At 39.8% G+C, this 23,746-nt stretch carries 27 protein-coding genes; 11 read left to right on the forward strand and 16 right to left on the reverse strand.

The genetic code is table 11. From position 1 onward, the window contains the following. Position 1: 1 nt before the first annotated feature. A complete protein-coding gene (locus PQG45_RS03075; protein ID WP_316070264.1) occupies positions 2-1,045 on the forward strand; it encodes an HNH endonuclease domain-containing protein in 1,044 nt (347 codons plus the stop codon). On the opposite strand, the gene PQG45_RS03080 is transcribed toward PQG45_RS03075, so the two are convergent. From PQG45_RS03080 to PQG45_RS03090, 3 genes are read right to left on the reverse strand one after another with little or no spacing between them, the layout of a single operon-like run. Continuing rightward, on the reverse strand, positions 1,042-1,755 hold the full coding sequence (locus PQG45_RS03080) for a hypothetical protein (protein WP_315576394.1): 714 nt from the start codon (positions 1,753-1,755) through the stop codon (positions 1,042-1,044). The two genes, PQG45_RS03075 and PQG45_RS03080, sit on opposite strands and share 4 nt — an antisense overlap. Continuing rightward, positions 1,752-3,809: a DUF1501 domain-containing protein gene (locus tag PQG45_RS03085; protein ID WP_315576392.1), complete on the reverse strand. Its 2,058-nt coding sequence runs from the start codon at positions 3,807-3,809 to the stop codon at positions 1,752-1,754. Before PQG45_RS03085 ends, PQG45_RS03080 begins: the two co-directional genes overlap by 4 nt. Positions 3,810-3,844: 35 nt before the next feature. Continuing rightward, entirely contained in the window at positions 3,845-5,614 is a 1,770-nt protein-coding gene (locus PQG45_RS03090; protein ID WP_316070265.1) for a DUF1800 domain-containing protein, read from the reverse strand. A gap of 29 nt (positions 5,615-5,643) precedes the next feature. On the opposite strand from PQG45_RS03090, the gene PQG45_RS03095 reads away from it, so the two are divergent. The 4 genes from PQG45_RS03095 to PQG45_RS03110 all read left to right on the forward strand — a co-directional run bounded on the left by PQG45_RS03095 (position 5,644) and on the right by PQG45_RS03110 (position 9,436). Next, positions 5,644-6,138: a Rieske 2Fe-2S domain-containing protein gene (locus PQG45_RS03095; RefSeq protein WP_315576388.1), complete on the forward strand. Its 495-nt coding sequence runs from the start codon at positions 5,644-5,646 to the stop codon at positions 6,136-6,138. Positions 6,139-6,308: 170 nt separating this feature from the next. Further along, positions 6,309-7,520 (forward strand): hypothetical protein, encoded by a 1,212-nt coding sequence (locus PQG45_RS03100; RefSeq protein ID WP_316070266.1) that lies wholly within the window; start codon positions 6,309-6,311, stop codon positions 7,518-7,520. 3 nt (positions 7,521-7,523) lie between these two features. Continuing rightward, positions 7,524-8,387, forward strand: coding sequence for a DMT family transporter (locus tag PQG45_RS03105; protein WP_315576384.1), 864 nt, complete (start codon positions 7,524-7,526; stop codon positions 8,385-8,387). A 173-nt stretch (positions 8,388-8,560) separates the two neighbouring features. Next, entirely contained in the window at positions 8,561-9,436 is an 876-nt protein-coding gene (locus tag PQG45_RS03110; RefSeq protein WP_316070267.1) for a sugar phosphate isomerase/epimerase family protein, read from the forward strand. Between the two features lie 238 nt (positions 9,437-9,674). Here the strand turns inward: PQG45_RS03110 and PQG45_RS03115 are convergent, their stop codons facing one another. The 8 genes from PQG45_RS03115 to PQG45_RS03150 form a co-directional block, all read right to left on the reverse strand. Further along, positions 9,675-10,097 (reverse strand): hypothetical protein, encoded by a 423-nt coding sequence (locus tag PQG45_RS03115; protein ID WP_316070268.1) that lies wholly within the window; start codon positions 10,095-10,097, stop codon positions 9,675-9,677. Positions 10,098-10,211: 114 nt separating this feature from the next. Continuing rightward, positions 10,212-10,745: a hypothetical protein gene (locus tag PQG45_RS03120; protein ID WP_316070269.1), complete on the reverse strand. Its 534-nt coding sequence runs from the start codon at positions 10,743-10,745 to the stop codon at positions 10,212-10,214. A gap of 339 nt (positions 10,746-11,084) precedes the next feature. Then, positions 11,085-11,630: a hypothetical protein gene (locus tag PQG45_RS03125; RefSeq protein ID WP_316070270.1), complete on the reverse strand. Its 546-nt coding sequence runs from the start codon at positions 11,628-11,630 to the stop codon at positions 11,085-11,087. 55 nt (positions 11,631-11,685) lie between these two features. Further along, on the reverse strand, positions 11,686-12,489 hold the full coding sequence (locus tag PQG45_RS03130) for a hypothetical protein (RefSeq protein ID WP_316070271.1): 804 nt from the start codon (positions 12,487-12,489) through the stop codon (positions 11,686-11,688). Between the two features lie 8 nt (positions 12,490-12,497). Then, on the reverse strand, positions 12,498-12,857 hold the full coding sequence (locus PQG45_RS03135) for a hypothetical protein (RefSeq protein WP_316070272.1): 360 nt from the start codon (positions 12,855-12,857) through the stop codon (positions 12,498-12,500). Then, complete coding sequence (locus PQG45_RS03140; RefSeq protein ID WP_316070273.1) at positions 12,841-13,047, reverse strand: hypothetical protein; 207 nt, start codon at positions 13,045-13,047, stop codon at positions 12,841-12,843. The genes PQG45_RS03135 and PQG45_RS03140 overlap by 17 nt, the downstream gene beginning before the upstream one ends. Continuing rightward, on the reverse strand, positions 13,047-13,523 hold the full coding sequence (locus PQG45_RS03145; RefSeq protein WP_316070274.1) for a hypothetical protein: 477 nt from the start codon (positions 13,521-13,523) through the stop codon (positions 13,047-13,049). The genes PQG45_RS03140 and PQG45_RS03145 overlap by 1 nt, the downstream gene beginning before the upstream one ends. Positions 13,524-13,546: 23 nt before the next feature. Beyond that, positions 13,547-13,849, reverse strand: a complete 303-nt coding sequence (locus PQG45_RS03150; RefSeq protein ID WP_316070275.1) for a hypothetical protein — start codon at positions 13,847-13,849, stop codon at positions 13,547-13,549. A gap of 162 nt (positions 13,850-14,011) precedes the next feature. Here PQG45_RS03150 and PQG45_RS03155 point away from each other — a divergent pair, with 162 nt between their 5' ends. After that, on the forward strand, positions 14,012-15,376 hold the full coding sequence (locus tag PQG45_RS03155) for a hypothetical protein (RefSeq protein WP_316070276.1): 1,365 nt from the start codon (positions 14,012-14,014) through the stop codon (positions 15,374-15,376). Positions 15,377-15,378: 2 nt separating this feature from the next. Here the strand turns inward: PQG45_RS03155 and PQG45_RS03160 are convergent, their stop codons facing one another. Continuing rightward, complete coding sequence (locus tag PQG45_RS03160) at positions 15,379-17,445, reverse strand: penicillin acylase family protein (protein WP_315576363.1); 2,067 nt, start codon at positions 17,443-17,445, stop codon at positions 15,379-15,381. 10 nt (positions 17,446-17,455) lie between these two features. Further along, positions 17,456-17,896 (reverse strand): nuclear transport factor 2 family protein, encoded by a 441-nt coding sequence (locus PQG45_RS03165; RefSeq protein WP_315576361.1) that lies wholly within the window; start codon positions 17,894-17,896, stop codon positions 17,456-17,458. Between the two features lie 108 nt (positions 17,897-18,004). Between PQG45_RS03165 and PQG45_RS03170 the strand changes: the two genes are divergently transcribed. The 4 genes from PQG45_RS03170 to PQG45_RS03185 all read left to right on the forward strand — a co-directional run bounded on the left by PQG45_RS03170 (position 18,005) and on the right by PQG45_RS03185 (position 20,972). Then, the gene (locus PQG45_RS03170; RefSeq protein ID WP_315576359.1) at positions 18,005-19,378 is read left to right on the forward strand and encodes a M20/M25/M40 family metallo-hydrolase; all 1,374 of its coding nucleotides are present in this window, start codon (positions 18,005-18,007) and stop codon (positions 19,376-19,378) included. Further along, on the forward strand, positions 19,362-20,186 hold the full coding sequence (locus PQG45_RS03175; RefSeq protein WP_315576357.1) for a ThuA domain-containing protein: 825 nt from the start codon (positions 19,362-19,364) through the stop codon (positions 20,184-20,186). Before PQG45_RS03170 ends, PQG45_RS03175 begins: the two co-directional genes overlap by 17 nt. A gap of 113 nt (positions 20,187-20,299) precedes the next feature. Then, the gene (locus PQG45_RS03180) at positions 20,300-20,617 is read left to right on the forward strand and encodes a type II toxin-antitoxin system HigB family toxin (protein ID WP_315576355.1); all 318 of its coding nucleotides are present in this window, start codon (positions 20,300-20,302) and stop codon (positions 20,615-20,617) included. A 7-nt stretch (positions 20,618-20,624) separates the two neighbouring features. After that, on the forward strand, positions 20,625-20,972 hold the full coding sequence (locus tag PQG45_RS03185; protein ID WP_315576353.1) for a helix-turn-helix domain-containing protein: 348 nt from the start codon (positions 20,625-20,627) through the stop codon (positions 20,970-20,972). Here PQG45_RS03185 and PQG45_RS03190 read toward each other — a convergent pair. Beyond that, positions 20,945-22,030 carry a helix-turn-helix transcriptional regulator gene (locus PQG45_RS03190; RefSeq protein ID WP_315576351.1) on the reverse strand — a complete coding sequence of 362 codons (1,086 nt, stop codon included), beginning with the start codon at positions 22,028-22,030 and terminating at the stop codon, positions 20,945-20,947. The genes PQG45_RS03185 and PQG45_RS03190 overlap by 28 nt on opposite strands. 54 nt (positions 22,031-22,084) lie before the next feature. Between PQG45_RS03190 and PQG45_RS03195 the strand changes: the two genes are divergently transcribed. Continuing rightward, positions 22,085-22,408 carry a hypothetical protein gene (locus PQG45_RS03195; RefSeq protein ID WP_315576349.1) on the forward strand — a complete coding sequence of 108 codons (324 nt, stop codon included), beginning with the start codon at positions 22,085-22,087 and terminating at the stop codon, positions 22,406-22,408. A 221-nt stretch (positions 22,409-22,629) separates the two neighbouring features. Here PQG45_RS03195 and madM read toward each other — a convergent pair whose 3' ends face one another. Together madM and madL are read right to left on the reverse strand one after the other, a co-directional pair. Then, positions 22,630-23,388 (reverse strand): malonate transporter subunit MadM, encoded by a 759-nt coding sequence (gene madM / locus PQG45_RS03200; protein ID WP_315576347.1) that lies wholly within the window; start codon positions 23,386-23,388, stop codon positions 22,630-22,632. 1 nt (position 23,389) lies between these two features. Next, positions 23,390-23,746, reverse strand: coding sequence for a malonate transporter subunit MadL (gene madL / locus PQG45_RS03205; protein WP_315576346.1), 357 nt, complete (start codon positions 23,744-23,746; stop codon positions 23,390-23,392).

Here is a 23,746-nt window from a genome sequence, read left to right on the forward strand (position 1 = left end):
GATGTCCCAATATTCCAGGTCCTTAGGTATCGAAAAGCTCGTTGCAGTATTCAATAGTACAACAGCAACGTATAAGTTTTATTGGTTGATTTCAATAGTTGAATTGGTTGAAAAAGGACAAATGGAAATCCCTTTGACGCATTTATATGCTCGGATGATTAGTAATTCTTGGTTTACAATCAATTATTTTCATGTTTCTTTTGGAAAGGCGGATCAATTACAAGAATTAGTCAAACAGATTCTTCAGCTAGAGCCGCATTTATCGATGCATTCATCTAAAGAGGAAATTACTCAGGCTTTAGAATCCTCTCCGAATAAAAGCACACATTCCTTGTTGAAGCATTTAGGTAGGAATGTACCACATTGGTTTTTGTCGAGTTGGTTCCCCAAACAAACGCAAAAGGAAATTATTGTAAGATCCCAAAGCTTTGAACAGGACTGTTTATATGCACTGTGTCAAGTTAGAATTTCCATAAATCCCATATGGCTTGACTTTCTAAAGCAGAACGCCAAATTGATTAAAGACTTTTGTTACTGGAATTTATCACTTTACCTGCAAGCCAGAAACCCCAATGTTCCCGATATTCCCAATAAATTAATCAAGGATGCCGCTCGGAATGGGTTAAGCCAGCAGACCAATCTTTATTGGAAATTGGTTTTTCAGGAGTTAGGTTCCATTGATTGCATTTATACAGGAAAGCGATTAAGCTTCGAGAACAGGAACTATTCTATCGATCACTTTGTCCCCTATTCATTTGTTTCGCATGATTTGATTTGGAATCTGTATCCAATCGATAAGTCGGAGAATTCAAGAAAATCCAATTACCTACCAAACATTAAAACGCATTTTGATGCGTTTTACCAACTTCAAAATCAAGCGTTTGAAATTGTCAAAGTACAAAGTCCACAAAATCGATTTTTGGAAGATTATTTGCCTATTTCGCCAAGTCTTAATTCTTTACCAAAGGATGCATTACTGAATACGTTACAGCCATTAATTACGATTGCGAATAATAATGGGTTTCAATTCTATCAAGCTGTTTAATTCACCCGAAAGCCATTCACCGACGAATAGCTCGCCGATTTACTATCCATCGTTTTCACCATCCAATAATAGATTTTACCCGATTGGACGGGCACCGAAATGCTATTTGTCGTAGATTTTACTTTAGGCACATCATTCAAGGCTACTTTCGCAAAATCTTCGCCGATGTAAATCTCATAGCTCAGGGATTCTTGAGGCGTGTCGGCGTCGGTGGCTTTCCAACTAAGCTTTATTTGTCCATTTAAGGCATCAACAGATTCTCCGGAGAGCGGTGATAGCAACTGGGCGGGATTAGGCGCGGATGAGCTCTCCCCTGTTCCTGCAAAGAAAAATTTCCAGCTGGGCGATGTAGCCGTTAAAGTCGTTTTGCTCGATTTTGAAACAACCGCCCACGCATAGGTCTCCCCTGCCGTCAAACTGATTAAGGCTGGACTTGTCGCTGCCACCTTCGTCTCTGTCACATTGGTCTTTAGATTCGTAATCTTGATCTCATAACTGCTAGCGCTAGGAACCGTCGTCCAGGTAAACTGGACCTGATTCGTATTCACCGCCTCCAAACAGGTCGTATTATTCAAGGGTTTATTCAGTTCCACCGCATCAGGTGCCTTTTCTGGGGGCGCAGGTGTTACTGGGGTTGGCGCTTCTGACGGCGCCGACCCACAGGATATTAAACATAAACTTAGAACGAGGATAAGGCTATATCGTATCATTTTTTGACAATTTTGGCTTGTTGATTTACTGTGTTTCCTGTGACTTGTACCAGGTAAATTCCCGCAGATTGACCACTCAGGTCTAATTTGACCACTCGATTCGCATCAGGTTGGTGATACATCGAAATGACTTTCGAACCATTCAGATGAAATAAAGCGATCTGAACTTCGCGATCTTGACCACTGACATAGATGTTTAGGTCATTTTCGCAGGGATTAGGGAAGCAACGGATTTGCTCCGACTTGAATATTTCCTTGTAGAAATTTCCTTGACAGGCTTGATCGGTCCAGACTTTGATCAGGTTGGGACCTTTTGCCAACTCCCCTGACCAATTTGATTCATTAACCTCGTAGATCTTCTGGTTTAATTGAATGTAATATTGCTTCGCACCCGATAATTCGAGTTCCACCCGATTGCTTTCCGCACGAACGATCGATTGAACAATCAAACTTGCCGGTTCCGTGATTTGAAAATCGAAACGTTGTAAGTAGGTTTTCTGTCCCTCAATGCTAATGCTCAGTTGGTAATTTCCAATCACTAGTTTTTCCAACAATTGACTCGCACCCGCACTTGATTTCAGCGTTTGTGCAAAATTTGATGGACCCTTCACATCCAATACATAATTGTATTTCTTGTCGGTGAAATCGATTTTCATGGCTCCATTGCTCATGCCGGGACACGTTGTCGCTAACATTTGGAGCGCATAATTATTTACGGGCACACTAAACACCTCACAGCCATTGATATCCACCACAGCGCCTATCGGCGTGGCCGGGCATAAATCATTCGCATCTGCGACCCCATCCCCATCGGAATCATTGAATAATTTGATCAATTGAACCTTTGGGAATTCCTTAAATAAGACTTCATTCGTCGCTTTAGGGTCATTGCCCATCCATTGATTCAATAAAGATCCATAGACTTGTCGGAAATCGTAGTTGGCCGTCAACTCATCACTCGTTCGATAATCCAACGGAATTTTCGGATTAGCCCCTATCACGCCGCCTTTGACCGAATTTCCAAAAACGAACATCGGTGCTACGGTCCCGTGATCGGTTCCGGTACTCCCGTTCGAATGAACTGTCCGCCCAAATTCAGAGAGCGTAACCCCTACAACGCGATCTCCTAAATTTTGAGCGTCCAAGTTTTTCATGAAGGTCACGATGGCATCATTCACTTGTTTCAACAAATAAGTATGCTGGCCTTTGGTCGCATCTTGTGTATCCACCTGCTTGCTATGTGTATCAAATCCAGTCAGTTGGACCATGTAAACCCGCGTCTGCAATCCCCCTGAAATCAGCTTTTGAACAATTTTAAATTGATTACCCAAGTCATTTTCCGCAAAGGCGAAAGGTGTCGTACCGGACCGAAAAGCGGACTGGACGACAGATCCATACACCTGCGATTGTTTCCCGATTAACTGCAAATAGGCTAAACGAGAACCCTGAATCGTGCTTGGATAGGTATTCACGAAGGGATTGATCAAATTATAAAACTGATCCGGATTCGAATAGATTAAGCTGGTAAACGAATTTTGCCCTTGAAAAAGTAAACTCGATTCGCCGCCTAACTCAATGGAAAGTGGATGAGGGAAGTTCGGATTTGGGTAAGTATTTGGATACGATGGATGTTGGCTTTCCAAATAACGCGCCATCCAGCCCGAACTCTCATATTGGTCAGTATCCGTGCCCGACATCCAAATATCCGTCGACCGAAAGTGTGAAAAATTGGGTTTGGTATATCCCACGGATTGCACGACGGCAAGCCTCTTTTCGCTCAACAAGGTATTCATGCCCGCCATGGCAGGATGGAATCCTAGACTGGTTCCCGCGACCGGGAGGTATTTGTTTTCAGGGAGAATGACGCTGGGCCGAATAGTCTTTAATTGACCATATTGTTCCATGGGCATCAAGGTATTCAAGCCATCATTTCCGCCGTTGAGGCGGACGATAACCAAGATTTTACCTGCTTCGGCGGTACTGCTTAGCAGGTTTGAAAGCTCCAATTGTCCCAAACCGGGTAAAAAAGAGGGCATGGCAGCTAGATGTGCCATGTTGTGTAAAAAATTCCGTCTGTTCATTCCCTTCATTAAAATAATTGTGATTCTCCTAATTGATAAATTAAGCTCAAGCCCTTCGCCATGCGATTCTGAATCAGTGAGCTATTTTCAGCGGATGGATTTGCCACATAGGCATTCCAAAGTTCCGACCAATAGCTCAAGTTCGAATTCCCCTGCATAATTTGGCTCAGGATGAGTTGGCGATTATCCGAGCTGATGCTCATGCCAATATGCCTGTCGACAAGTTGGTCGACCAAGCCTTCCAAATCCGCCGGATTATTGAATTGGCGTAAATAGCTTGCCAAATTCGCGCGTACTTGCGCATAGGTTTTCGTGGTACCGTTGTAGTAAACGCCTTGTCCCCAATTGAAAAGTGCATCCGTAAACTGTGCCCGTTTGATGATCGTTTCTGAATTAATCCAAAATAGATCGTAGGCGGGAGCTTGGTAATACGCAGGCCAACCGGATACACTCGGTGGATCGCCGATGTTCATACCTAAACTGATCATGGCATTCTGAATTCCATTGAGTCGTTTGAATTCGTAATAGATTCCATCGCTGCCCTTGGGAAAGAGTCGGTATAGGTTGTCGAGTAATGGCAAATCAAATTCCTTGAGGAGGCCTACGACAAAATCCATGGGCGATTTGACCATGGTTTTTTGATGGATCTTATCGAAGAAGTGCTCACTGCTCAGTAGCGTCCGTAATACCGGTAGGATTTCAAATTTGGCATCTTTGAATATTTTTGCCAAAGGTGTAATGATGAGGTCTTCTGTGGTTGGATCGATGCTTGGATTTACGAAAAAACTGTATACTCGCCGACAAATGTATTTTGACATTTCATCCGTGGCGCAGATCATATCGATGGCTTCCCTAAGTTCCCCTTCGGCCCGATCAGGGTTTGAGGAACCGGTGATTTTTTTATTGCCGTAAAATTCTGAAAACTGTTTATCCCCTGTGTCGTGTATGCCAAAGTTGTTTTTGACAATGGCGCGTCCTTCGGTTGTTTTGGTCTTTTCCCAATCAAATTGCCAGCCCGTGAGAAGTCTGGCCATTTCGGCCACATCTTTTTCCGTGTATTTGGAATTTGGCCCCTTGCCTACCGTGAATAATTCTTGTAATTCCCGAGCGTAGTTTTCATCCGGCGCGTATTTGTTATTTTGATTTCCATTCAAGTAAATGAGCATGGAAGGATCAATGGTTACTTGGTAAATCAATTCCTTGAAATTGCCAAGCGATAGTTTAAAAAGGGTATCGACATAATAAAAGGCATTTTTTGAGATACCCGCATTCTGAATGGAGCTGACCAACAAATTGTTGTAGAAAAGCACCATGCGCCAATGAATGGAGGTTGACTGCTGATTAAATTGCTTGAGCATCCATGCTTTCAAGGAAACCCATCGCGCCCCACCCTGATTGACTTCGGTGGCATTTACCCAAACGGCTCCACGTGGGACGTCCCCTTTTACCTCGTCGGGATTATCGATGATATCCAGATAGTAGTCGTTGATGGGTAAATCAAAGGCCTTCTCAGGACTTAACAGCATATCAACGCAAGCCGTGAGGTTCAGGTTTTGAATTTTCGTGTAACTGGAGTGGCTATAGCCAATCAACGTTCGATTCAGGAGATGTTTCCGTTCGGCAATACCGAAATCCCCAGCATAAGGCGTTAGGCCTTTCGTGGAATTGATCGATCGATCCTTTTTGATTCCAATGGCTTCGAATTGAATATGCTCTTTTTGGAAAAGGGCCACCAAGTCCGGTTGTTTGGTTTTGTTCGTAGGAACCTGTTTGTTCATTTTATCAAATAATTTTGTTTCTTGCCGCCATGAAGCGACGCGATTTTGTTCAACATCTCTGCCCCTCGATGGCTATTTTCGCCCTAGCGAATGCCTGTGTACAAGCGAATGAACCTGTGACGGATTTGTCCGCCACTGAAATTCAGGAATTCGAACGGGTGTCCACGAAATACAACGAGGAAGGGTATTTTCAAGAAGGCAACTTGGTTTTTGTGAACCTGTCAAATCCTGATTTTTCAAAGCTAGGAAACAATCTAGCTTACGTCAATATCCTGGACGCGGGGGTGCTGCTCGTACGTACCGATGAAAAAACACTAAAAGCCTTTAGTAATTGCTGTCCACATCAAGGAATAAGGGGTGCTTGGGTCTTTGTGAATGGACGTTTTAAGTGTGAAAACCATGGGAATTCGTACAACATTACGGAGGTAAATACGGTTTCTTGCAGCTCAAACAGTATTTCGGGCGGATTGCTTCGGTTTAACGTTGTTGCCTACAAACAATTTCTGAAAATCACGAAAGTTTAGTTAGCGGTTCGTTGTGAATCCGGGTGGTCCAAATGAGTACATGCTTGTCCAAATGAGTTCAAGTAAGGGATTTCGAATAAGTTTGATGCCGAAAAGCGTTTTGGTAGTTCGGGGATTTGGTTAAATCATCAATTAAATACTAAATTGATTTCAAGTTCTAAATCTATTTTATGCCTGCATCTATACCTATCTCGGTTCATGAGAAAAAGTGGTTTTTGAAATTAATTCATGAAGTATATGGTATTCACTTGGTAGATGCTTATGCTTGCCAACAGTTTAGTGAGGCGCTTTTGAACCAATCTCGCATCTCAATTTCATACAATACCTTACGTAGACTTTTTGGTATCATTAAAGGCTCCAATCAGGCCTCTCGATTTACCTTAGATTCCATCAGCAAAAGTTTAGGCTATCCGGATTTTGCGAATTTCCAGTTGGCCGTTAACCAATTTGAAGTTGATTTTTTAAACGATGTGTTAATCTTAAACCGATTACAAATTCAACATGATGATGAGCTGATTCTACGCATCATTGGTGATTTTCAGTTGGCGACCTGGGAAGAGGTCTATCAGTTAAAATCCATTGTGGATTTATGCATTGACGTTCAAAACTTTGATTTATTGAAATCCATTTTTGAGACGAGCTTTGATCTTCACAAAGAGGAAATTGGCTGGAAATTGTATGTCGCTTTTCAATCCATCTTTGTTCAAAGTAAACAAGGGAATCAAGCCGTCATTGATTTTGTGGCTCAATTAATGCCGACCAATGAAATGGCACAGCGCATTTTATTGCAGTTATTTGTGGATGAGGATGCCTTAACAGGCTATTATGGCCGTTGGCTTCAGGCCGTTTCTGTAGACCAAGTGGAAGATATGGAGCTATTCAAGCTATTAATGCAAGTTCAACTGGCCGTTTTACAACAGCAAATTCCGCTGGCCAACGAATTATTGGATCATTGCAATGCGCTTTTGGCAGCGAAACGAATTTCTTATCATCCGATATTGAAAGGGCGATTAGCTGCATGGAATTTGATGCTGAAGGATGATCGCAAAATCTGTAATCAATTGTTTGAGGGCATGCTTACCGTCAAGGATCAATTGTTTTTTATTGTGTTTTTTTACCGCTTACAAGAGCTTTTTGGTCGGGACATCACGTTGATTGATTTGATGGAAAATTATCAGTTTGACGAATTGCGTACCACATTTACTTTCCCGGAAAAGCAGAATTTGAACGTGTTTTATTTGTTGAAGGCGCGGTATTGGCTTTTGAAAAATGATAAGACCCAAATGGCGCAGTCGTTGGCTAAATTTAATCCCGTGTATAAATATTCCTGTTTATATGCTTGGGTGGATGAACAATGGAAGTATTTATCGGCTAAGCTTTAAAGCATGTTAGGGATAATCTCGGTCTTTTTAAGCTCATGCTTCTTTGGCTTTAGCAATGCCTATTGGAAAAAGGTTGTGGCCGACCGTCCCTTTTTACCGATCATTTTCGTTCGTGGTATATATACCAGTACATTCTTTCTTATTTGTTGTATACTGGATTTCTATTTTGGTGTTTTCACACCGTGGTTGGGCATCCCGCCAAGCATGCAATTATCAAATGTAGTTATCAGTGTTTTGCTATGCTTTTTTAGCGGGTTGGGCTTGTATTTCTTTGTCAAATCGGTCAAAGAATCTCCTGTTTCCTTGGTTGTTCCATTGTCTTCCCTCAATATTTTTGGTTTAATTACTGCCGTATTTATACTAGGTGAAACTTGGAAGAACACCTTTTATTGGGCTTTAATAGCTGTTTTGATGGGGGGGTATTTCATTTATAAACACGAGTTTCGATTTACCTCTTCCCGACAGTTTTTTCAGTCACTGCTTGGTGGCTTGTTGGCGTCTTTCTTTTGGGGAGTATCCTATACCCTATTTAAATACCCAATTTCTTGGTTGGGTGTCCTGCGATTTAGTTTTTTGTTAGAGTTTTGTGTTACTACCACGGTAGGCGTTTTGTTGTGGATACAAGGAATTCGATTGGATGATGTCCCTCAAAGACCGATACGCCTTTTGGCTTTTTGTTTGATCATGGGGTCGATCTTGTTGCATGTGGCCTACCAATTTGCAAGCATTACGCAGATTGTGTTTGCAGGTAAATTTCAGTTGATTATTTCTTTGTTAGTCGGACAATTTTTATACCGAGAAAAGTTAAGTTTAAATCATTGGGTAGGGATCAGCCTATTAATTACTTCTATTTATCTGATCTATTAAACGGAACGATACCTCTTACCTCTTCACTCTTACCTCTTACCTCTTACCTCTTACCTCTTCACTCATTGAATGTATCTTTTTGATAAAAAGTGTCCACAATTCAGAAATTCATTTTTTCCCTTCAAACATTCTCTTATTTTTGTAACTCATTTTAACCTAAAAACTTATTAACGATGAAAATGAACAAATTGCTCGGCTTCGTGCTAGGTCTTTGTGCGGTCGTATCGATTGCGCTGGTATCTTTTAAATTTGCAGACAAACCTTTTGGAGGGTTAGCCCTTTATACCGTTCGTACGGACATGAGCAAAGATGCGCGTGCAACGTTAAAGGCTGTGTCAGATGCAGGTTATGTGAATATCGAATCTGCTGGATATAACAACGGAAAGTTTTACAACCTCGCTCCTGCTGATTTCAAGGCTTTATTGGATGATATGCATTTGAAACCGATTTCGGCGCACCAGGGATCGGCTACCTTGGACAATATCGACCAACAAATTGCAGATTTAAAAGCAGCAGGATTTAAGTACTTTGTGATTCCAGTTCCGCCAATGGGCTTGTTTTACTTTGATTCGGTTAACAAGAAAATGGCCATGAAAGGTGGAGCAAAGAATTTGGCTGATATCTTGAACAAATTGGGTGAGAAGTGTAACGAGGCTGGTTTGGAGTTATTGTACCACAACCATGATTTCGAATTTGTGAAAGATGCGGATGGAATTGTGACGATTGATTATTTATTGGAAAACTGCAATCCTAAATTTGTCAACTTCCAAATGGATATTTATTGGGTAACGAAAGCCGGTGCTGATCCGGTTGATTATTTCAAGCGCTATCCAGGCCGTTTCAAATTATGGCATGTGAAAGATATGGATGATCAAGGTCGTTTCGCGCCAGTAGGCAAAGGACATATCGATTTCAAACGTGTATTAGCTAATGCTAAATTAGCAGGTATGAAATACTATTACGTAGAGCAAGATGCTTGTGTGAACGAAACGCCTTTGGAGGCGATTGTTATTTCACACAAAGGCTTGGGTGAGATTGGGTTTAAATAGGAACAGATCATCATTTATAAGAAAATCCCCACGATAATTTGTGGGGATTTTTTGTTAAGAAAAAGGGGGCGAATTAAAACCCAAATCCGAATCCCCTATTTTCTACTTACACAGTTTATGCGATAGTGTCTCTTTTTCCGAAACCCACATGACTAAGACCACAATTCCATTTGTGAATTTTGGGGCTTTCACGATCTTTTGCTTGCCAATTTTCGTAGATATAGTAATTTAAAAATAACTACATTTTTGTCCTTTCAATTGAAGTAATATTACAATCACAGTCCGTAGATACAATTATGTTAAATTCGTCATCAATATTGTCGTGGGCTAAATTATATAGAGTTACACCAAATTTCCATTTTCCATTTCCTAAATAATCATCATAATCAAGCCCACCTGTTACATCCCATTTTGTATGTCTATTTTTGATTTTATTTCTTAAATTTTCAGTATTACAATTTCTAGCCCCTACGCAATCATTTTCATCTTTTATAATATTACTCTGATCTTCTTGTGAATTTAGAATTGAAGCAGAATCCCTTTGTCTTTTGGAAATAATCGTTGAAGAATCAATCCTGGAACTAGATTCATATTGTTTTTCAAATGAGCAACCTTGGAATATAATTCCTATTACTAAAAATAATAGAAAGTTTAATTTCATATATACATAATACCTTCCCTTTTTAAGAGCAAGTTTTTTTATTTAAGTTTCTAATTACTTCTAATTTGAGGTAAATATTTGATTTTCATGTAAAATGCATTTTGTAAAATTCTATTAATAGCTTTTGGCCCCCCATTCTGGAATTTTATCCAATAGATTAAACGTTCCATTTTGGAAAAACCTTCCATTATCATCTATACCTGTCTTAATAACATTAAGCATAGTGTTCGATTTCATATTCTTTACCTCAAAAGTATAAACAGATATTTTTTGATTCTTTATATCATAAATAATCGTTTCTGCAGAAACTCCAATTGAATGGGAACAAATGTAATATTTTGAGTTATAAAAAAAAGCAAAACTTAGATCTTCAAATGACCATTTAATAGAATTATTATTATACAATTTTGAAATTTTATTATCATTAATTCCAACAAGCCAAGGATCATTTGTTCCCTGAATAGTTAAAAAACAGTCTATATATTTCGACAAATTATGGAATTTTTTAAACTCCACTGTGTTCGTTATTTTCGTAGGACTTTGCTTAATACTTGAAGCGTTTAAATTAAAAAAAATACAAAATACAAAACACAAAACTGATATTTTAGAGATTTTGCGGACATTTTTATAAGATGAATAAGTTTTCATTTTTTTAAAATTTGTTATAATAAATAATAGTTTTAAAAGCTTTAGCCAGTCCAAAAATTTCATTTTTAGAAACTTGATTATCATATTTCTTGATAAAATGTATTGAACGTAAAATTTTAGCTCGGAAGAATCATCTAAAGTGGTTTAATATCTTGTGCTATAACAATTTCTTATGATTTAGAATAGATTAGCGATGTTACATAATTACTTTTTTGAGTAGAATTTTTGTTGCTTAAATAATCTACCCAAAAAGTTCCCCCTAAAATGATTAAGCTTGATATAAAAATGTATGCTTCTGTCATGTTTGTTTCCATTAAGAATTTTAAATGCGATCTGTAATTACTTTTTGAAAAAGTAGAACTCATCTCCTTTTACCAAACAGCCCGCTTCCTCTTGTCCATATTTAAAGCAATCCTTGATTTCCCAAGTGCCAGAATATCGACTTACGAATGAACAATTTGAATTGATTTCAAGACTAATTAATAATTGATTATTCTCTAGTTTGCTCCAAGTGCCATTTGTGTGACAACTAATACTATTGCCATTTAATTGATTATAGTGAACTGCACCATCGGATTGTAATTCAATGGAGTTGTTAAAGGAGTCGTGATAAAGTCCATTTGTACTTGTATTATTGAAGGAAATCTTTTTTAAACCAAGATTACTCATCATAAAATATAAACTAGATCCTATAATAAATAGTCCTCCAAAGATTATTAGGAGTTGAATAAATTTCTTTTTATAATCAACTGGCTTTCCATAATTTTCGGTTGGGTGTTGGCATTTAGGGCAAAAAACATAAGTTGTATCAATCATTGATTTACATTGTTTACACTCAATGTCAATCTTTTCTAAATCAAATACTCTTTTTAACATTCCAATCATGATTTATCCATTTAACTTTTTCATTTGAATTTAGAATCGTAGGATTATTTTAAAATTATCTCAAGTTTGAAACTTGGACATTTGTAATCCCACATTCACAATCAGTAGAAACCCTTGCAGAGTAAGAACCAGGTTTATTTCGGTCTATAAAGCTGATGCCAAAATTACCGTTTCCGAGATATTCTTCGCCAAGGATTGTTTTACCCGTATTTTCAAAGTTTAATCTTACTTTATCAATACACACGTCTGTTCCTAAGCCTGTGCAAGGAGGTTCTTGTTCATTTGATTTCGTATCAGATATCTTGTGCAAGTTAATGTTGAATATTTCTGAATAGTTTGTTTTCAAATAACTGTATATTCCAAAAATAAAAAATAGACTTACGAAAAGTATAGGAAGAAAATTATTACTTTTTGACTGAGGGCTATTTTTATTTAGACTGATATTGTTTAAGCCGCTAGTTAAACTTTCACTTGTTTGACCAGATATATTTGATTGGCTATTATCGGCCAACAAAATAGAATGTTCAAAATCTGCAGGATTGATGGCTTCTAAAGTATTATTGGAATTTCTAGGCTTTTCTGATTGAATCAATAAATAATTCAAAACATCTGCTAAGCACCAACCTCGATTACATTCATTTGCAATGAGCCAATTGTTGGTAATTTTAATTCCCTTGTTGTGAGTTTCCCTTGCAAGAATTATTATATGTTTGGGGATTGATTTGGGTGAATTATTTGGAATCGAAAATTGAAGATCCTCATTATTTAGCCATTTTATAAACAAATTTCCTTTTTCAGAAACAATATCCTGATTAGAAAGACTTGATTTTAAAAAAGTATAAAAATCTTCTCCATTCATAATTGAAATTAATTTAAGGTTGAGATTGCAATATTTGTAATTCCGCAATTACAATCCGTTGAAACCTTAGCAGAGTAAGAACCAGGTTTATTTCGGTCTATAAAGCTGATGCCAAAATTACCGTTTCCGAGATATTCTTCGCCAAGGATTGTTTTACCCGTATTTTCAAAGTTTAATCTTACTTTATCAATACACACGTCTGTTCCTAAGCCTGAGCAGGGAGTTAGTTGTTCATTGGATGCACTTTTCTCATCCCAATTTTTATACATTTCATAATAAAATGGGACTGAAGAATAAAATATAAATCCCCATAATAAAATTGCCATCATCGAAATGATAGGTTTATTGTATTCATTTGTTTTCATCATTTTTTTTTATTTTTTCGAATTCATTTTCCCAAGCATCATTCTTTTTTTCTAACTCATTTAGAATGCTTGAGATATTGCCATTTAGCTCATTCATTCGTTTTTGTTCATCGAGATAATTTTCAATACCACTTTGGATTCTAGCAGAAGTTCTTACATGCCAAACGCGAACGAATGTGTCCCAGAATCCCATTAATTATTGTTCTTTTGATAAGCTGTTAATGTTTCTTCAATCTTGACAATAAACTGTGCAATTTGATTAACATAAGGTCCCGATTTATCGAATTCAAAGTCACGATTCATTCCGCTGATCATAATTCGAACAGCAGATTTTAAAGTGGGTTCTGGAGCTTGTTGCGTTGATGCCCAATAAAAAACTGCACCACCTAAGATTATAAATATCAAAGCAGGTCCGATGGAAACAGCTATGTTTCCAATACCAGCTAATAATAGGAATCCACCTAAAATATATAAACCCGTCGGTTTTTTAGCATTTTTTTGTGCTGTCAACTCCACATTATATTTATCAATCAAATCAACAATACCGATGCCATTTATCGATCTAAGTGCGAAAGTTTCTGATGATGATAAGGTCTTGATGTAAAGCTTTTCATCTGTTAGCTTGATGCTGATTTCAGGACTTTCAAAATTACTTACTACGTTTTCCATATTTGATTTTGTTTAAATTGATATTATACACAACAGGTACAAATCTCAGGAGTTGTTCCGAATATGTCTTGAATTATTAAAACCATTGCTTCTTTCGAATGGCAAGGGCCAATCCAAGCACCGTTTCTTCCTTTTAAAGCATTTTTGATTTTCCCAGTACCATATTTACAATGTCCACAGGTATGATGATGAATCATGAGCGTATGTGTAAGTTTATTCGGGATATTATAGTAAACATAGTATCCTCGCTTTTTAGATAATATCTCATCACTAGGTATAGTTAAATCCAATTGCGAGTCAAACCTGATTATATCTTTACGTGTCATTATTTATGATCAATTTTCAAACCTATTATTTTGCTCGATGAATAAATGACCCTATTAGGTAATTCGCGCAATACACATAAATTATTTGCCTTTTGATAAGTTTACAAATTGAAGTCATTCGTAAATGAATTAATTTAAAGTTTCAACGATTCTCCTTCTTATATGCGCCATTTGGTTCTATTACTATTTCTTTTTTCTATAAGTTTTCAAGCCTTCAGTCAGATTCAATTTAAATTACCCAATGATATTCTTCATTACCGTATAGATGTCAATGATGGAACAATTTGGAAGGAAAGGATTTCTCAAAATTGGGTTGAAGTAGGTAAAATTGTATGCGATGGAATTGTAACTAGTGATTTGCCACCAAATGCTGTTATCAATTCTTTTTTAATCGATCGAAATTATATTTTAACGATACCTGGTACTGGTCAAGTTTATCAGCTCAACCAAATCAAAAATCAATTTAAGCGTTTAGATAAAACCTTTTATCGTGGCTTTAATTTTGGTGCGATTCAATTCGCTCGAAATGATACCTTGTATAGTTTAGGAGGAAATGGTTTTTGGCATGCCAATAATATTGAAACCTATTTTTCTTTCAAGTCTAAAGAATGGGAATTGAAAAATATTCCCAGTGAATTGGGGCCTAGGTTTATAAAAAGTGATTTTGGTGGATTTGATGCCAAACGTGATGTGCTGAGCATTATTGAATTTCCCGCCTTATATCACGAAGGCGATATTTCACGTCCCTATCGATATTTCGAAAAATCTTTTAAGTCTAATCAATGGGATTATAAAGGGGATATTAATATTGATTTATTAGTGAAGCTGGGATTAACCAATTTTGAATCTATCTTTCTTAATGGTAAATATATTTTTACGAAAGGACCTTTTGTCGTTATCGCTGATCCTGTACAAAATGAAATTTATCAATTGAATTATGTTCTTTCCAATCTGAATTTTTATTATGAGTTGAGCGAAAGGAATAATTGGTTATATATTTATGTGCCTGACAAGAATGAAAATAACGTTTTCCCGGCAATCAAAATCGATTCCATCTCCATCGATAAACTCAAATCCCTCAGCACTCGAAAAGGGCCATTTTACATCAAACCCTACCCTACTGATCTTATTGGCTATGGCGTCGCGGCTATGCTAATCCTGACGGCTGGAGGAATTTATGCCTATCGAAGAAGTAAGCTTCGGAAAGCCCCTGAAAGTAGCTTTGAACCCTTGGATGGTTTACCGGCCGGTGCCTCCGAATTCCTTCATGCCTGTTTGAAACATCCACAAGGACATGCCTTCAGTTCACAGCATTTTACCGATATGATGGGCTATGGGGCATACGCGTATGAAACCCAAAGGCAAGTCCGCGCGAAGTTGATCAAAGGGATCAACAGCTATTTTTGGGCGCATTATCGCATGGATGATGTCATTATCCGACAAACAGCGAATGATGATAAACGATTCTCTGTTTACCTCATCGCCGAGTCGCATTATGATACGCTTAAGAAATTACTGAACGTTTAAGTTTAACCGGGATGATATACCCGCTCGGCCGCCTTCAGCACCTCAGCCTTATCCAAGGTCATGACTTTGGTTTTCTGTGCCTGGTACATCGCCCGCTGATCCGCGAAATGCTTCGATTCTGGATGTGAACTTGCCCCAAAGGTATTAACCGTCTCAATCAAGGGTAAGCCGCCATCTTTCGGGAATTTCACAAAACCGATGTAAGCGTCCCCGCTGTTCATCTTGCGCTTCGATTCTCCGAAGGGCTCTGACATCACCGCGGCCAATACATCCGGCATTCCCGCTTGTGGCCAATCCTCCGTTCCGCGTTGTAAGCGTTGGAATTCCCCTAGCTTCACATCCAATCGGCCGTAATGCTTCAGTAAGAAATCATGCACATATTGGCATAATTGCACAGCTTCTGCCTCAGTCAACGGATCTTTGGAACCGTTTGTTCGTAGTTTAGATGCCTGGTAATAGGCGATGTTGTAATACAGTGCGCCCACGCTCTCGATATCCGTCACGTGATTCCATTGCTTGATGCCTTGAATGATTGTCGCTAAAGCAGGATAATCCGACTCTTTTAAGCTGAAAAGTAAACTTGCATCCAAACCATAGGGATACAAGATCTTCACGGGTAATTGGCGGTCAAACTTAATCCGCTTCAAATCCTCCCAAGATATCTTGTCATAGCCATCAATGAGGTCTTTGGCCCGTTGGCTCCGATTGTTATGATAGGTCTCATAGCCATCGTATTTATCAAATTTCGCCGGATTTAAGTTTTCTGCCGTTGTTGTCGCTAAGAAGGGTGAATGATTTGTATTGAACAAGTATCCACTTGCTGGATTCGTATACTGTGGCAAGGCATCCAAAGGCTTAAAGGTATCCCATAGCGTCGCTCGGGTATTGCCTGGTAGGGTCGAGGACCAATTGTATTTTTGATCCGCATTGCGATAAGGCATCTTGCCATTGGAGATGTAAAAGATGTTATCCTGCTTATCCGCATACATGATGTTGAACATCGGCAAATGATTCTGTGCCAAAGCCGCCTTGAACTCCTGGAAATTCGTCGAGCGATTCATCGCATACCATTGTTGGAGTGCCCCCGCATCCATCAACGCCGGCAATCGAAGGGAGAAATACTCCCCTTTCGGCGTTTTGACCGTAGGGCCATAGATGGAATTATAAGCCATTTTGCTGACTGTAAATGGAATTCCCTTGATGTTCAACTTGATTTTGCGCTTCTCCAATTTCAACCAAGATCCATCCACCTCATATTGTCCCGGATGGGCCTTGTCGGTATGCAGCTGATACACATCAATCTTATCCTGAAAATTCACCGTATGTGCCCAAGCCAAATTTGGCGTAACGCCATGAAAGATTAAAGGTCCACCCGGGAACAAACCGCCGAGTATGTTCCAACCTTCCTCGCTCTGTACATGGGCTTCGTAGAATGCTGTCGCTCCTTCGATTGGTTGGTGGGCATTAATCACCAACATCGGTTCTCCCGTTGCGGATTTAGTACTCTTAATCGCAAAGGCATTACTGCCTTCTCCGGTAAAGCCCGTTACATGCGGGATGGTACCATCGAGGATTTTAGGTAAGGTTTTGTCCACGCCACAGAAGATAGCCACCGAGAACATGGTCGTCGCGATGTAATCTTCTAATTGGATTGGAAAGACGTGTTTATTTAACACCTCTTGCGGATGCGCTTTGGCATAAGCTTCTAGGCCCATGAGATACCCTTGGACCAACTGGATAAAAGCCGGATCCATCGCTTTGATTTGTTGGTCTACCACCTTCCGCGTATTCAATAGGCCAAACACATAATCCACGGGTGCGCCTTTCTTCCCTAAATAGGTTCCTAATTTCCCTTTACCGGTTAGAATCAGTGTTTGAATCGTTTTGAAATCATCCTCGGAATGTGCCCAGGCTAAGCCATAAGCTACTTCAGGATCTGTAGGAGCGAAAATATGGGGAACGCCGTAGGTATCGCGGGCGATGTTGATTTGATCTTTATGAATGGTCGGAAGCTGAGCTTTTACAAAAAAAGTAAGGAACAACCCGCAAGCGAGAATCATGTGTTTCATAGGTTTTTTATTATTTTTTTCGGGTATCAATCAAGTATTGAATCTTCCAGTCATCTCCTATTTTGACCAATTGGAATGAATTCACGCCACCGTGGGAAAACTTGCCTTGGTAGTAAAACTGATAAGGAGTCCAAACGCTCGCCAAGGTTCCATCTTGATGAACTCCTTTGAATTTAATGCGTTCGTCCAGGGCGCCTTTGGGATATTTAGTCAGGCTTTTTAGAAATGCTTCAAAATCCTCCGACTTGACTTGTGTTTGGTTTTCTTTGGTTACAATGGTTTGAAAAATAACCTTGGGAGCGAAACAGGATCTGAATAAAGCCGTATCGCCCGTTTGCATGGCAATGAACATATTTCTAATGACTTGTTGGACCGCCTGTTTTTCGTGAGTTTGTTGGGCTATGGCCGTACTACCAAAGAATAACAAGGTAATGAATAGTACTTTATGCATGGATGCGATTCGATTTATCCAAAAATTAAGGAATTATCAGGCATTTCCCAATTTTGAAAATGGATTCAGCATGCCTATATTTAAAATTCATTCAAACACGAAACCTCTATGAGAGTTATATCAACCCTTTGCCTAACTGTTTTGGTAGGCTTTTCATCCATTGCACAAAAAGATAGTTTGTTCATTAAACGCATGTCGGACGAGATCATGACCAACGGAAAAGCCTATGACTTGTTATATGAATTAACAAAAAAGATTGGAGGACGTTTGGCGGGATCGCCTCAGGGCCAACAAGCTGCTGAATGGGGTAAAAGAAATATGGAGGCTCTTGGTCCGGATCGGGTATTTTTTCAATCTCATAAAATGATGAATTGGAAGCGTGGAGGTACTGATTTTGCTTCCATTGTGGGTGTGAATGGCGAATCGCGCATTCAACCTTTGGCAGTTTTGGCATTAGGAAATTCGATGGGTTCGAATGGTATGATTGAGGCGGAGGTGTTGGCGGTTGCCAACTTTGATGAATTGGAAAAACGGAAGGATGAAGTAAAGGGAAAGATTGTCTATTTCCACAGTGTATTTGACCCAACGAAGATTCAGACTTTTCGCGCTTATGGCGAAAGTGGTGTTTATCGTCGCTCTGGGGCATCTCGTGCCGCCAAATACGGTGCTGTGGGAATTATGATTCACTCGTTGAGTACGGCGCCAGATAATGCACCGCATACGGGTTCCATGGTTTATGACCCTGCATACCCGAAGATTCCAGCTGTGGCAGTAGGACCAGATGATGCCAAAATGCTGTATGCGTTAGCGAAAAAAGGAAAGGTTCAAATGCAGATGCAAACTTATGGCTATTTCTTGCCGGAATTTGAAGATCGTAATGTCGTGGCTGAAATCAAGGGATCTGAATTTCCGAATGAGTACATTACCTTGGGTGGACATTTAGATAGTTGGGATGTCAACGAAGGCGCTCATGACGACGGAGCGGGAGTCGTACATACGATGGAAGTATTACGCGTCATGAAGGCGTTGAACTATAAGCCCAAGCGTACGATTCGATTCGTGTTATTTGCTAATGAAGAGAATGGTGTACGCGGAGGCAATGAATATGCGAATCAAGCAAAATTGAATAATGAAAATCACATCATGGCGCTGGAGAGTGATGAGGGCGGATTTACCCCGCGTTCGATAGGTATGACGGCATCGAAGGAAGCATTTAAGAAATTTCAAGCATGGTCTTCACTATTAAAACCTTATGGATGTGAGGTGACCTTTGGTGGAAGTGGTACGGATATTGGCCCTTTGGCGCGCATAAATCCAGCGACTGTTATTGCAGGTTTAGTACCGGATAGCCAGCGTTATTTTGATTTACACCATGCGAAGACGGATGTATTTGAAAACGTGAATAAGCGGGAATTGCTTTTGGGAGCCGTTAATATCGCCGCGATTATCTATTTAGTTGACCAATATGGCGTTAATCCTTAATCCGATGCGTTTACTCGTTATAGGTTTATTCGTTTTTTTATGTGGCTTTACGAAGCCTTTACCGCGTGTCTTGGTGTATACCAAAAATGGCCCCGGTTATGTCCATGATAATATTCCTGCCGCCGTGGCTTGTTTCCAGGGTTTAGGCAAGTCGCATCAGATTCAGGTTGATGTTTCGGATGATCCTGCGGTGTTTGCGGAGGCGAATTTGGTAAAATACGCAGCGCTAATCTTTACGAGTACAAATAATGATGTGTTTGCTACGGATGCACAACGTTTGGCATTCCGTCGCTACATCGAAGGCGGAGGCGGGTTTGTGGGGGTGCATTCCGTAACAGGAACCGAGCGTCATTGGCCATGGTTTAAAATGATGGTTGGGGAAACCTTCTCCTGGCATGCCAAATTTCAACCCTTTCGGGTATTAAACATTGCATCATCTCATCCATCTATGAAGAATGTACCATTGAAATGGGAAAAGGAAGATGAATGTTATTTTGGGAAGGAGTTATATCCGGGCATTCAGGTGTTGATGATGCATGATTTGAGCAGTTTGGATGGAAAACAACAGGACTTGGTCAACCAACATAGCGGTTCGTTTAAGGGCTATTTTCCAGCGGTTTGGACGCAAAATTTTCAAGGGGGCCATGTCTGGGTGACAACGCTCGGGCATGATAAATCGAATTACCAGGATCCAGTATATCAAAACCACGTGTGGCAGGGCTTGAAATATATCCTCGATTCGAGTAATGGAATTGATTATTCCAAGGCGCATTCGATCAGGTTCGATGAGGGGATTCGGGTTCAATAAATTGATAAATATTTCGATTATCAGTATTAGCTAATCATTTATTGTTAGTACCAATTATCTTGATTCAAGATTAATATTTGTTTGCATTTTGCAAACTTTATTGTAGTTTTGATATGAAGATACTGTTGAGCAGAACGATTACGTATTATTCAAATGTCTATCCTGAAGCATCAAATGCACTTTCAGTTTGGTTCGATGAATTTGAGTTAACTGATTTCACTAATTTTAATGAGTTGAAACTAGTTTATCGGTCAGCGAGTATAATAGGTAATCATCGTGTTGTGTTCAATATTAAAGGGAATGCATATCGTTTAATCGTTTCATTAAATTTTAAACAAGGCGTTTGTTACATCATTTGGTTTGGGACTCACAAATTGTATGATTTAATTAATGCAGAATTAATTCCATTTGACACAAGAATAATAAATTAAGCATACTATGAAATGGAAAGTATTAAAAACATCAGAAGACTATCAAAAAGCTGCTTTACGCATGATGAAGATTTTTCATACGGAGGAAGAGGGACCTTTGCTCGATGAGCTCGAGTTGTTGATTGTATTGATTAAGGATTATGATGATCGTAATCATCCATTGACTAAGCCTGATCCGATACAAACGATCATCGTTAAAATGGAAGAAATGGGAATCAAAGCCAAGGATCTAGTTCCTTTGATAGGTTCTAAAGGGCATGTATCAGCCGTTCTTTCAGGTAAGCGTGAGATAACGTTAAAGATGGCTCAAAAATTAAGAGATTTTTTTCAATTACCTGCCGAGGTATTTTTGTAGTTCCCTATCCCCTTTTCCAATCCTGATTTAATTTGTTCCACTAAAATTTCTGGTTCCAATACTCTGATTTCCTGCGCGAAACGAATAAAGAAATTTTCCACTTCTTGGTCGATTTCCAATTTCAGTTGGATTCGTACGCTCGACTCATTTTCTGAGATAATTTCTTGGCTTGCGTGAATTGGGTATTTCTCGATGTAGTTCAACATCCAATTATCCTTATCTATTTGACAATGAATGCTTTGCGCTTGTAGACTTTTGCTCCGAAATAAGCCTAGGCAATTTTTAAAATAGTCGGCCGGCTTGAATTCCGGATGTATCCGCACGCGCGGTTGTTCTTGCACGGGTGTGATTTGAACAATTCGGTCGAGTGCGAACAATTGGAGTTTATTGATATCCGGTTTAAGTTGCGTCTCACCAGGTTCCATGGGTTGGAATAGCACATACCAACCCGTATACCAGCCGTTGTTATATTCTTTGAGTAAGACGGGCAAGCCCAGGGCTTGCTTTTGTTTGGAATGGGAAGCTAATCCTCGGTGTGTAAATGCGATGACCTTTTTGGCATAGATGTTTTCCAAAATGATTGACATGAAGTTGGCCCCTGATCGTTCTCCGTCCTTTACGAGTTCTATCGCCGACCAGGTAAGCATGTCATGGTGGCGAGCCATGCTGTTTTCCATGGCAATGGCTCGAAGTTTATTGACAAGCCCCTCGCCTGCTCCACCGCTAAATAAGTGTTTATTCTGTTCGATTGTGGAGGCGATTTGGCTTAATTCTTTATCGGATATACTCGGAAATACCGAAATATCATCTCGGATGAGGTAAAATCGATTTTGGGCACGCGAAAATTTTATTAGTTCGCCTTCGGTGTCGTGTAAAGCGGGATAACGGATTTGTAACAGTTCTTTGAGGTCCTTGAGATCTCTGCTGAATGACCTTTCCGCATAGTTTATGACATCAAAATGCTCGTTCAAATAAGCGGAAACGCTAATATGATTCACCTGAAAGGATTTTTGCAGGAGGAGGCCATTGATTTCGCGGAGGCGTTCGGAAGGATGCATCTTTTTTTGACCAATATCGTAAATTCTTTGTAAGTCGCCAAATTTTGGCGGACAATGAATCTAATTTTGGTTCAAGAAAAACAAACAGATATGAATATGAACAGCATCAAAACCCTTGCCTACAGCCTATTGATTATTTTCCTTTTCAGTTATGTGAGTGAAGGAATTTTATTGGCCTTTGAATTGAAAAAAACACGTCGGAACAATTGGATTAAAATAGCCTTGATTGGTTTGTTGTTCGTCAGTACGCTTGTGCTACTATGGGCTCCTTACCATGTGTTTGGTCAAACGCCTGCTGACGGTTTATTTACCTTGGCATTTACGTTCTACGCGGCAGTGATGGTGATTGGGGGTGGTTTGCGGGCGTTAGCACGGTAGTCCCTAAGCTGAGGCCTAGGGTTATAACCCCAGGTTTTAACCTGGGGATTTAGACGCGAAGTATCCGCGTCTTTACAGTAACTTACCTCTTACCTCTTACCTCTTACCTCTTACCTCTTACCTCTTACCTCTTCACTCTTAGTTCTTACCTCTTCACTCTTCACTCTTCACTCTTCACTCTTACCTCTTCACTCTTAGTTCTTACCTCCAACGTCTAATGTCTACAATATTGCTTTCAGCGCAAAATACAACACCGAAGGACACATCAAACACCCCAATCCCGTGTAAAATGTAGCAGTCATGGCACCATAAGGCACTAATTTAGGGTCAGTTGCGGCTAATCCCGCCGCCGTTCCACTCGTGGTTCCCATCAAACCCCCAAAAATCATGGCAGATTTGGGATTATTCAAACCAATGTAAGGCGCGATGAACGGTGTACCGATGGTCACTAAGATGGATTTAACGACTCCAGCTGCAATGCTAATGGCGATTATTTCCGAACTCGCACCCACAGCTGTTCCAGTTACAGGGCCCACAACAAAGGTACAAGCACCTGCTCCGATCGTAGCCAAACTTGCTGCATCGTGAATTCCCATCGCATATGCGATACCTACGCCTGCAACAAATGAGAAGATAACGCCCAGAAACAAGGATAATATACCTACCGAACCTGTCTTCTTAATGACGGCAAAGCTCGCGCCCATCGCCGTGGAAACAATCGCGAAGTCGCGAAACATCGGTCCGCCCATGACTTTGAAACCGCTTAAGCCCGGAATATCAGCAATACCGTTTTTCCCATCCGTTATAACACCTCCTATGTAGGCAATGACCAATCCCAAAAAGATGGCAATGGCGGAACCGGGTAGTTTTTTATTGGTCACGCGCAGCGATATCCATTCTGAGAAATACACGAGGATTCCAGTAACCAAAAACGCCATGATCAACCCATTCTTATCCAATAATTCGATAATGTATTCCATGTTAGTCGTTTGTTGATTTGGATAAAATGGGCATGAATAGTAAACAGATTGCAACGGGTAGAATACCCGCTAATAATGCCAATATGCCATTATTGAAAGCTACACGCACGTTTTGAATGGATGACATCGCGACAATCACTGGTATGTACATTTTGCTCCAAAACATGACCCCCTCACCCATTTCGACATGAAAAAGGTCGCGTTTTTCCAATTCGTTTTGTGAAATAATTAATAATAGCATGGCAAATCCCACACCTCCCACATTGTTATTGATTCCGAGGTAATGTCCAAGACTTTCTCCGATGATTTGGCCAATGATGTAACAGCCGGCCAACAAGGCTACTCCGCGTAATAACAT

Origin of the sequence: Aquirufa regiilacus (assembly GCF_032470275.1) — a bacterium.
Lineage (GTDB): Bacteria > Bacteroidota > Bacteroidia > Cytophagales > Spirosomataceae > Aquirufa > Aquirufa regiilacus.

Coding starts and splice junctions, on each gene's coding strand:
- PQG45_RS03075 (WP_316070264.1), top strand. CDS start 2: ATGTCCCAATATTCCAGGTCCTTAGGTATCGAAAAGCTCGTTGCAGTA.
- PQG45_RS03080 (WP_315576394.1), bottom strand. CDS start 1,755: ATGATACGATATAGCCTTATCCTCGTTCTAAGTTTATGTTTAATATCC.
- PQG45_RS03085 (WP_315576392.1), bottom strand. CDS start 3,809: ATGGCACATCTAGCTGCCATGCCCTCTTTTTTACCCGGTTTGGGACAA.
- PQG45_RS03090 (WP_316070265.1), bottom strand. CDS start 5,614: ATGAACAAACAGGTTCCTACGAACAAAACCAAACAACCGGACTTGGTG.
- PQG45_RS03095 (WP_315576388.1), top strand. CDS start 5,644: ATGAAGCGACGCGATTTTGTTCAACATCTCTGCCCCTCGATGGCTATT.
- PQG45_RS03100 (WP_316070266.1), top strand. CDS start 6,309: ATGCCTGCATCTATACCTATCTCGGTTCATGAGAAAAAGTGGTTTTTG.
- PQG45_RS03105 (WP_315576384.1), top strand. CDS start 7,524: ATGTTAGGGATAATCTCGGTCTTTTTAAGCTCATGCTTCTTTGGCTTT.
- PQG45_RS03110 (WP_316070267.1), top strand. CDS start 8,561: ATGAAAATGAACAAATTGCTCGGCTTCGTGCTAGGTCTTTGTGCGGTC.
- PQG45_RS03115 (WP_316070268.1), bottom strand. CDS start 10,097: ATGAAATTAAACTTTCTATTATTTTTAGTAATAGGAATTATATTCCAA.
- PQG45_RS03120 (WP_316070269.1), bottom strand. CDS start 10,745: ATGAAAACTTATTCATCTTATAAAAATGTCCGCAAAATCTCTAAAATA.
- PQG45_RS03125 (WP_316070270.1), bottom strand. CDS start 11,630: ATGATTGGAATGTTAAAAAGAGTATTTGATTTAGAAAAGATTGACATT.
- PQG45_RS03130 (WP_316070271.1), bottom strand. CDS start 12,489: ATGAATGGAGAAGATTTTTATACTTTTTTAAAATCAAGTCTTTCTAAT.
- PQG45_RS03135 (WP_316070272.1), bottom strand. CDS start 12,857: ATGATGAAAACAAATGAATACAATAAACCTATCATTTCGATGATGGCA.
- PQG45_RS03140 (WP_316070273.1), bottom strand. CDS start 13,047: ATGGGATTCTGGGACACATTCGTTCGCGTTTGGCATGTAAGAACTTCT.
- PQG45_RS03145 (WP_316070274.1), bottom strand. CDS start 13,523: ATGGAAAACGTAGTAAGTAATTTTGAAAGTCCTGAAATCAGCATCAAG.
- PQG45_RS03150 (WP_316070275.1), bottom strand. CDS start 13,849: ATGACACGTAAAGATATAATCAGGTTTGACTCGCAATTGGATTTAACT.
- PQG45_RS03155 (WP_316070276.1), top strand. CDS start 14,012: ATGCGCCATTTGGTTCTATTACTATTTCTTTTTTCTATAAGTTTTCAA.
- PQG45_RS03160 (WP_315576363.1), bottom strand. CDS start 17,445: ATGAAACACATGATTCTCGCTTGCGGGTTGTTCCTTACTTTTTTTGTA.
- PQG45_RS03165 (WP_315576361.1), bottom strand. CDS start 17,896: ATGCATAAAGTACTATTCATTACCTTGTTATTCTTTGGTAGTACGGCC.
- PQG45_RS03170 (WP_315576359.1), top strand. CDS start 18,005: ATGAGAGTTATATCAACCCTTTGCCTAACTGTTTTGGTAGGCTTTTCA.
- PQG45_RS03175 (WP_315576357.1), top strand. CDS start 19,362: ATGGCGTTAATCCTTAATCCGATGCGTTTACTCGTTATAGGTTTATTC.
- PQG45_RS03180 (WP_315576355.1), top strand. CDS start 20,300: ATGAAGATACTGTTGAGCAGAACGATTACGTATTATTCAAATGTCTAT.
- PQG45_RS03185 (WP_315576353.1), top strand. CDS start 20,625: ATGAAATGGAAAGTATTAAAAACATCAGAAGACTATCAAAAAGCTGCT.
- PQG45_RS03190 (WP_315576351.1), bottom strand. CDS start 22,030: ATGCATCCTTCCGAACGCCTCCGCGAAATCAATGGCCTCCTCCTGCAA.
- PQG45_RS03195 (WP_315576349.1), top strand. CDS start 22,085: ATGAATCTAATTTTGGTTCAAGAAAAACAAACAGATATGAATATGAAC.
- madM (WP_315576347.1), bottom strand. CDS start 23,388: ATGGAATACATTATCGAATTATTGGATAAGAATGGGTTGATCATGGCG.
- madL (WP_315576346.1), bottom strand. CDS start 23,746: ATGTTATTACGCGGAGTAGCCTTGTTGGCCGGCTGTTACATCATTGGC.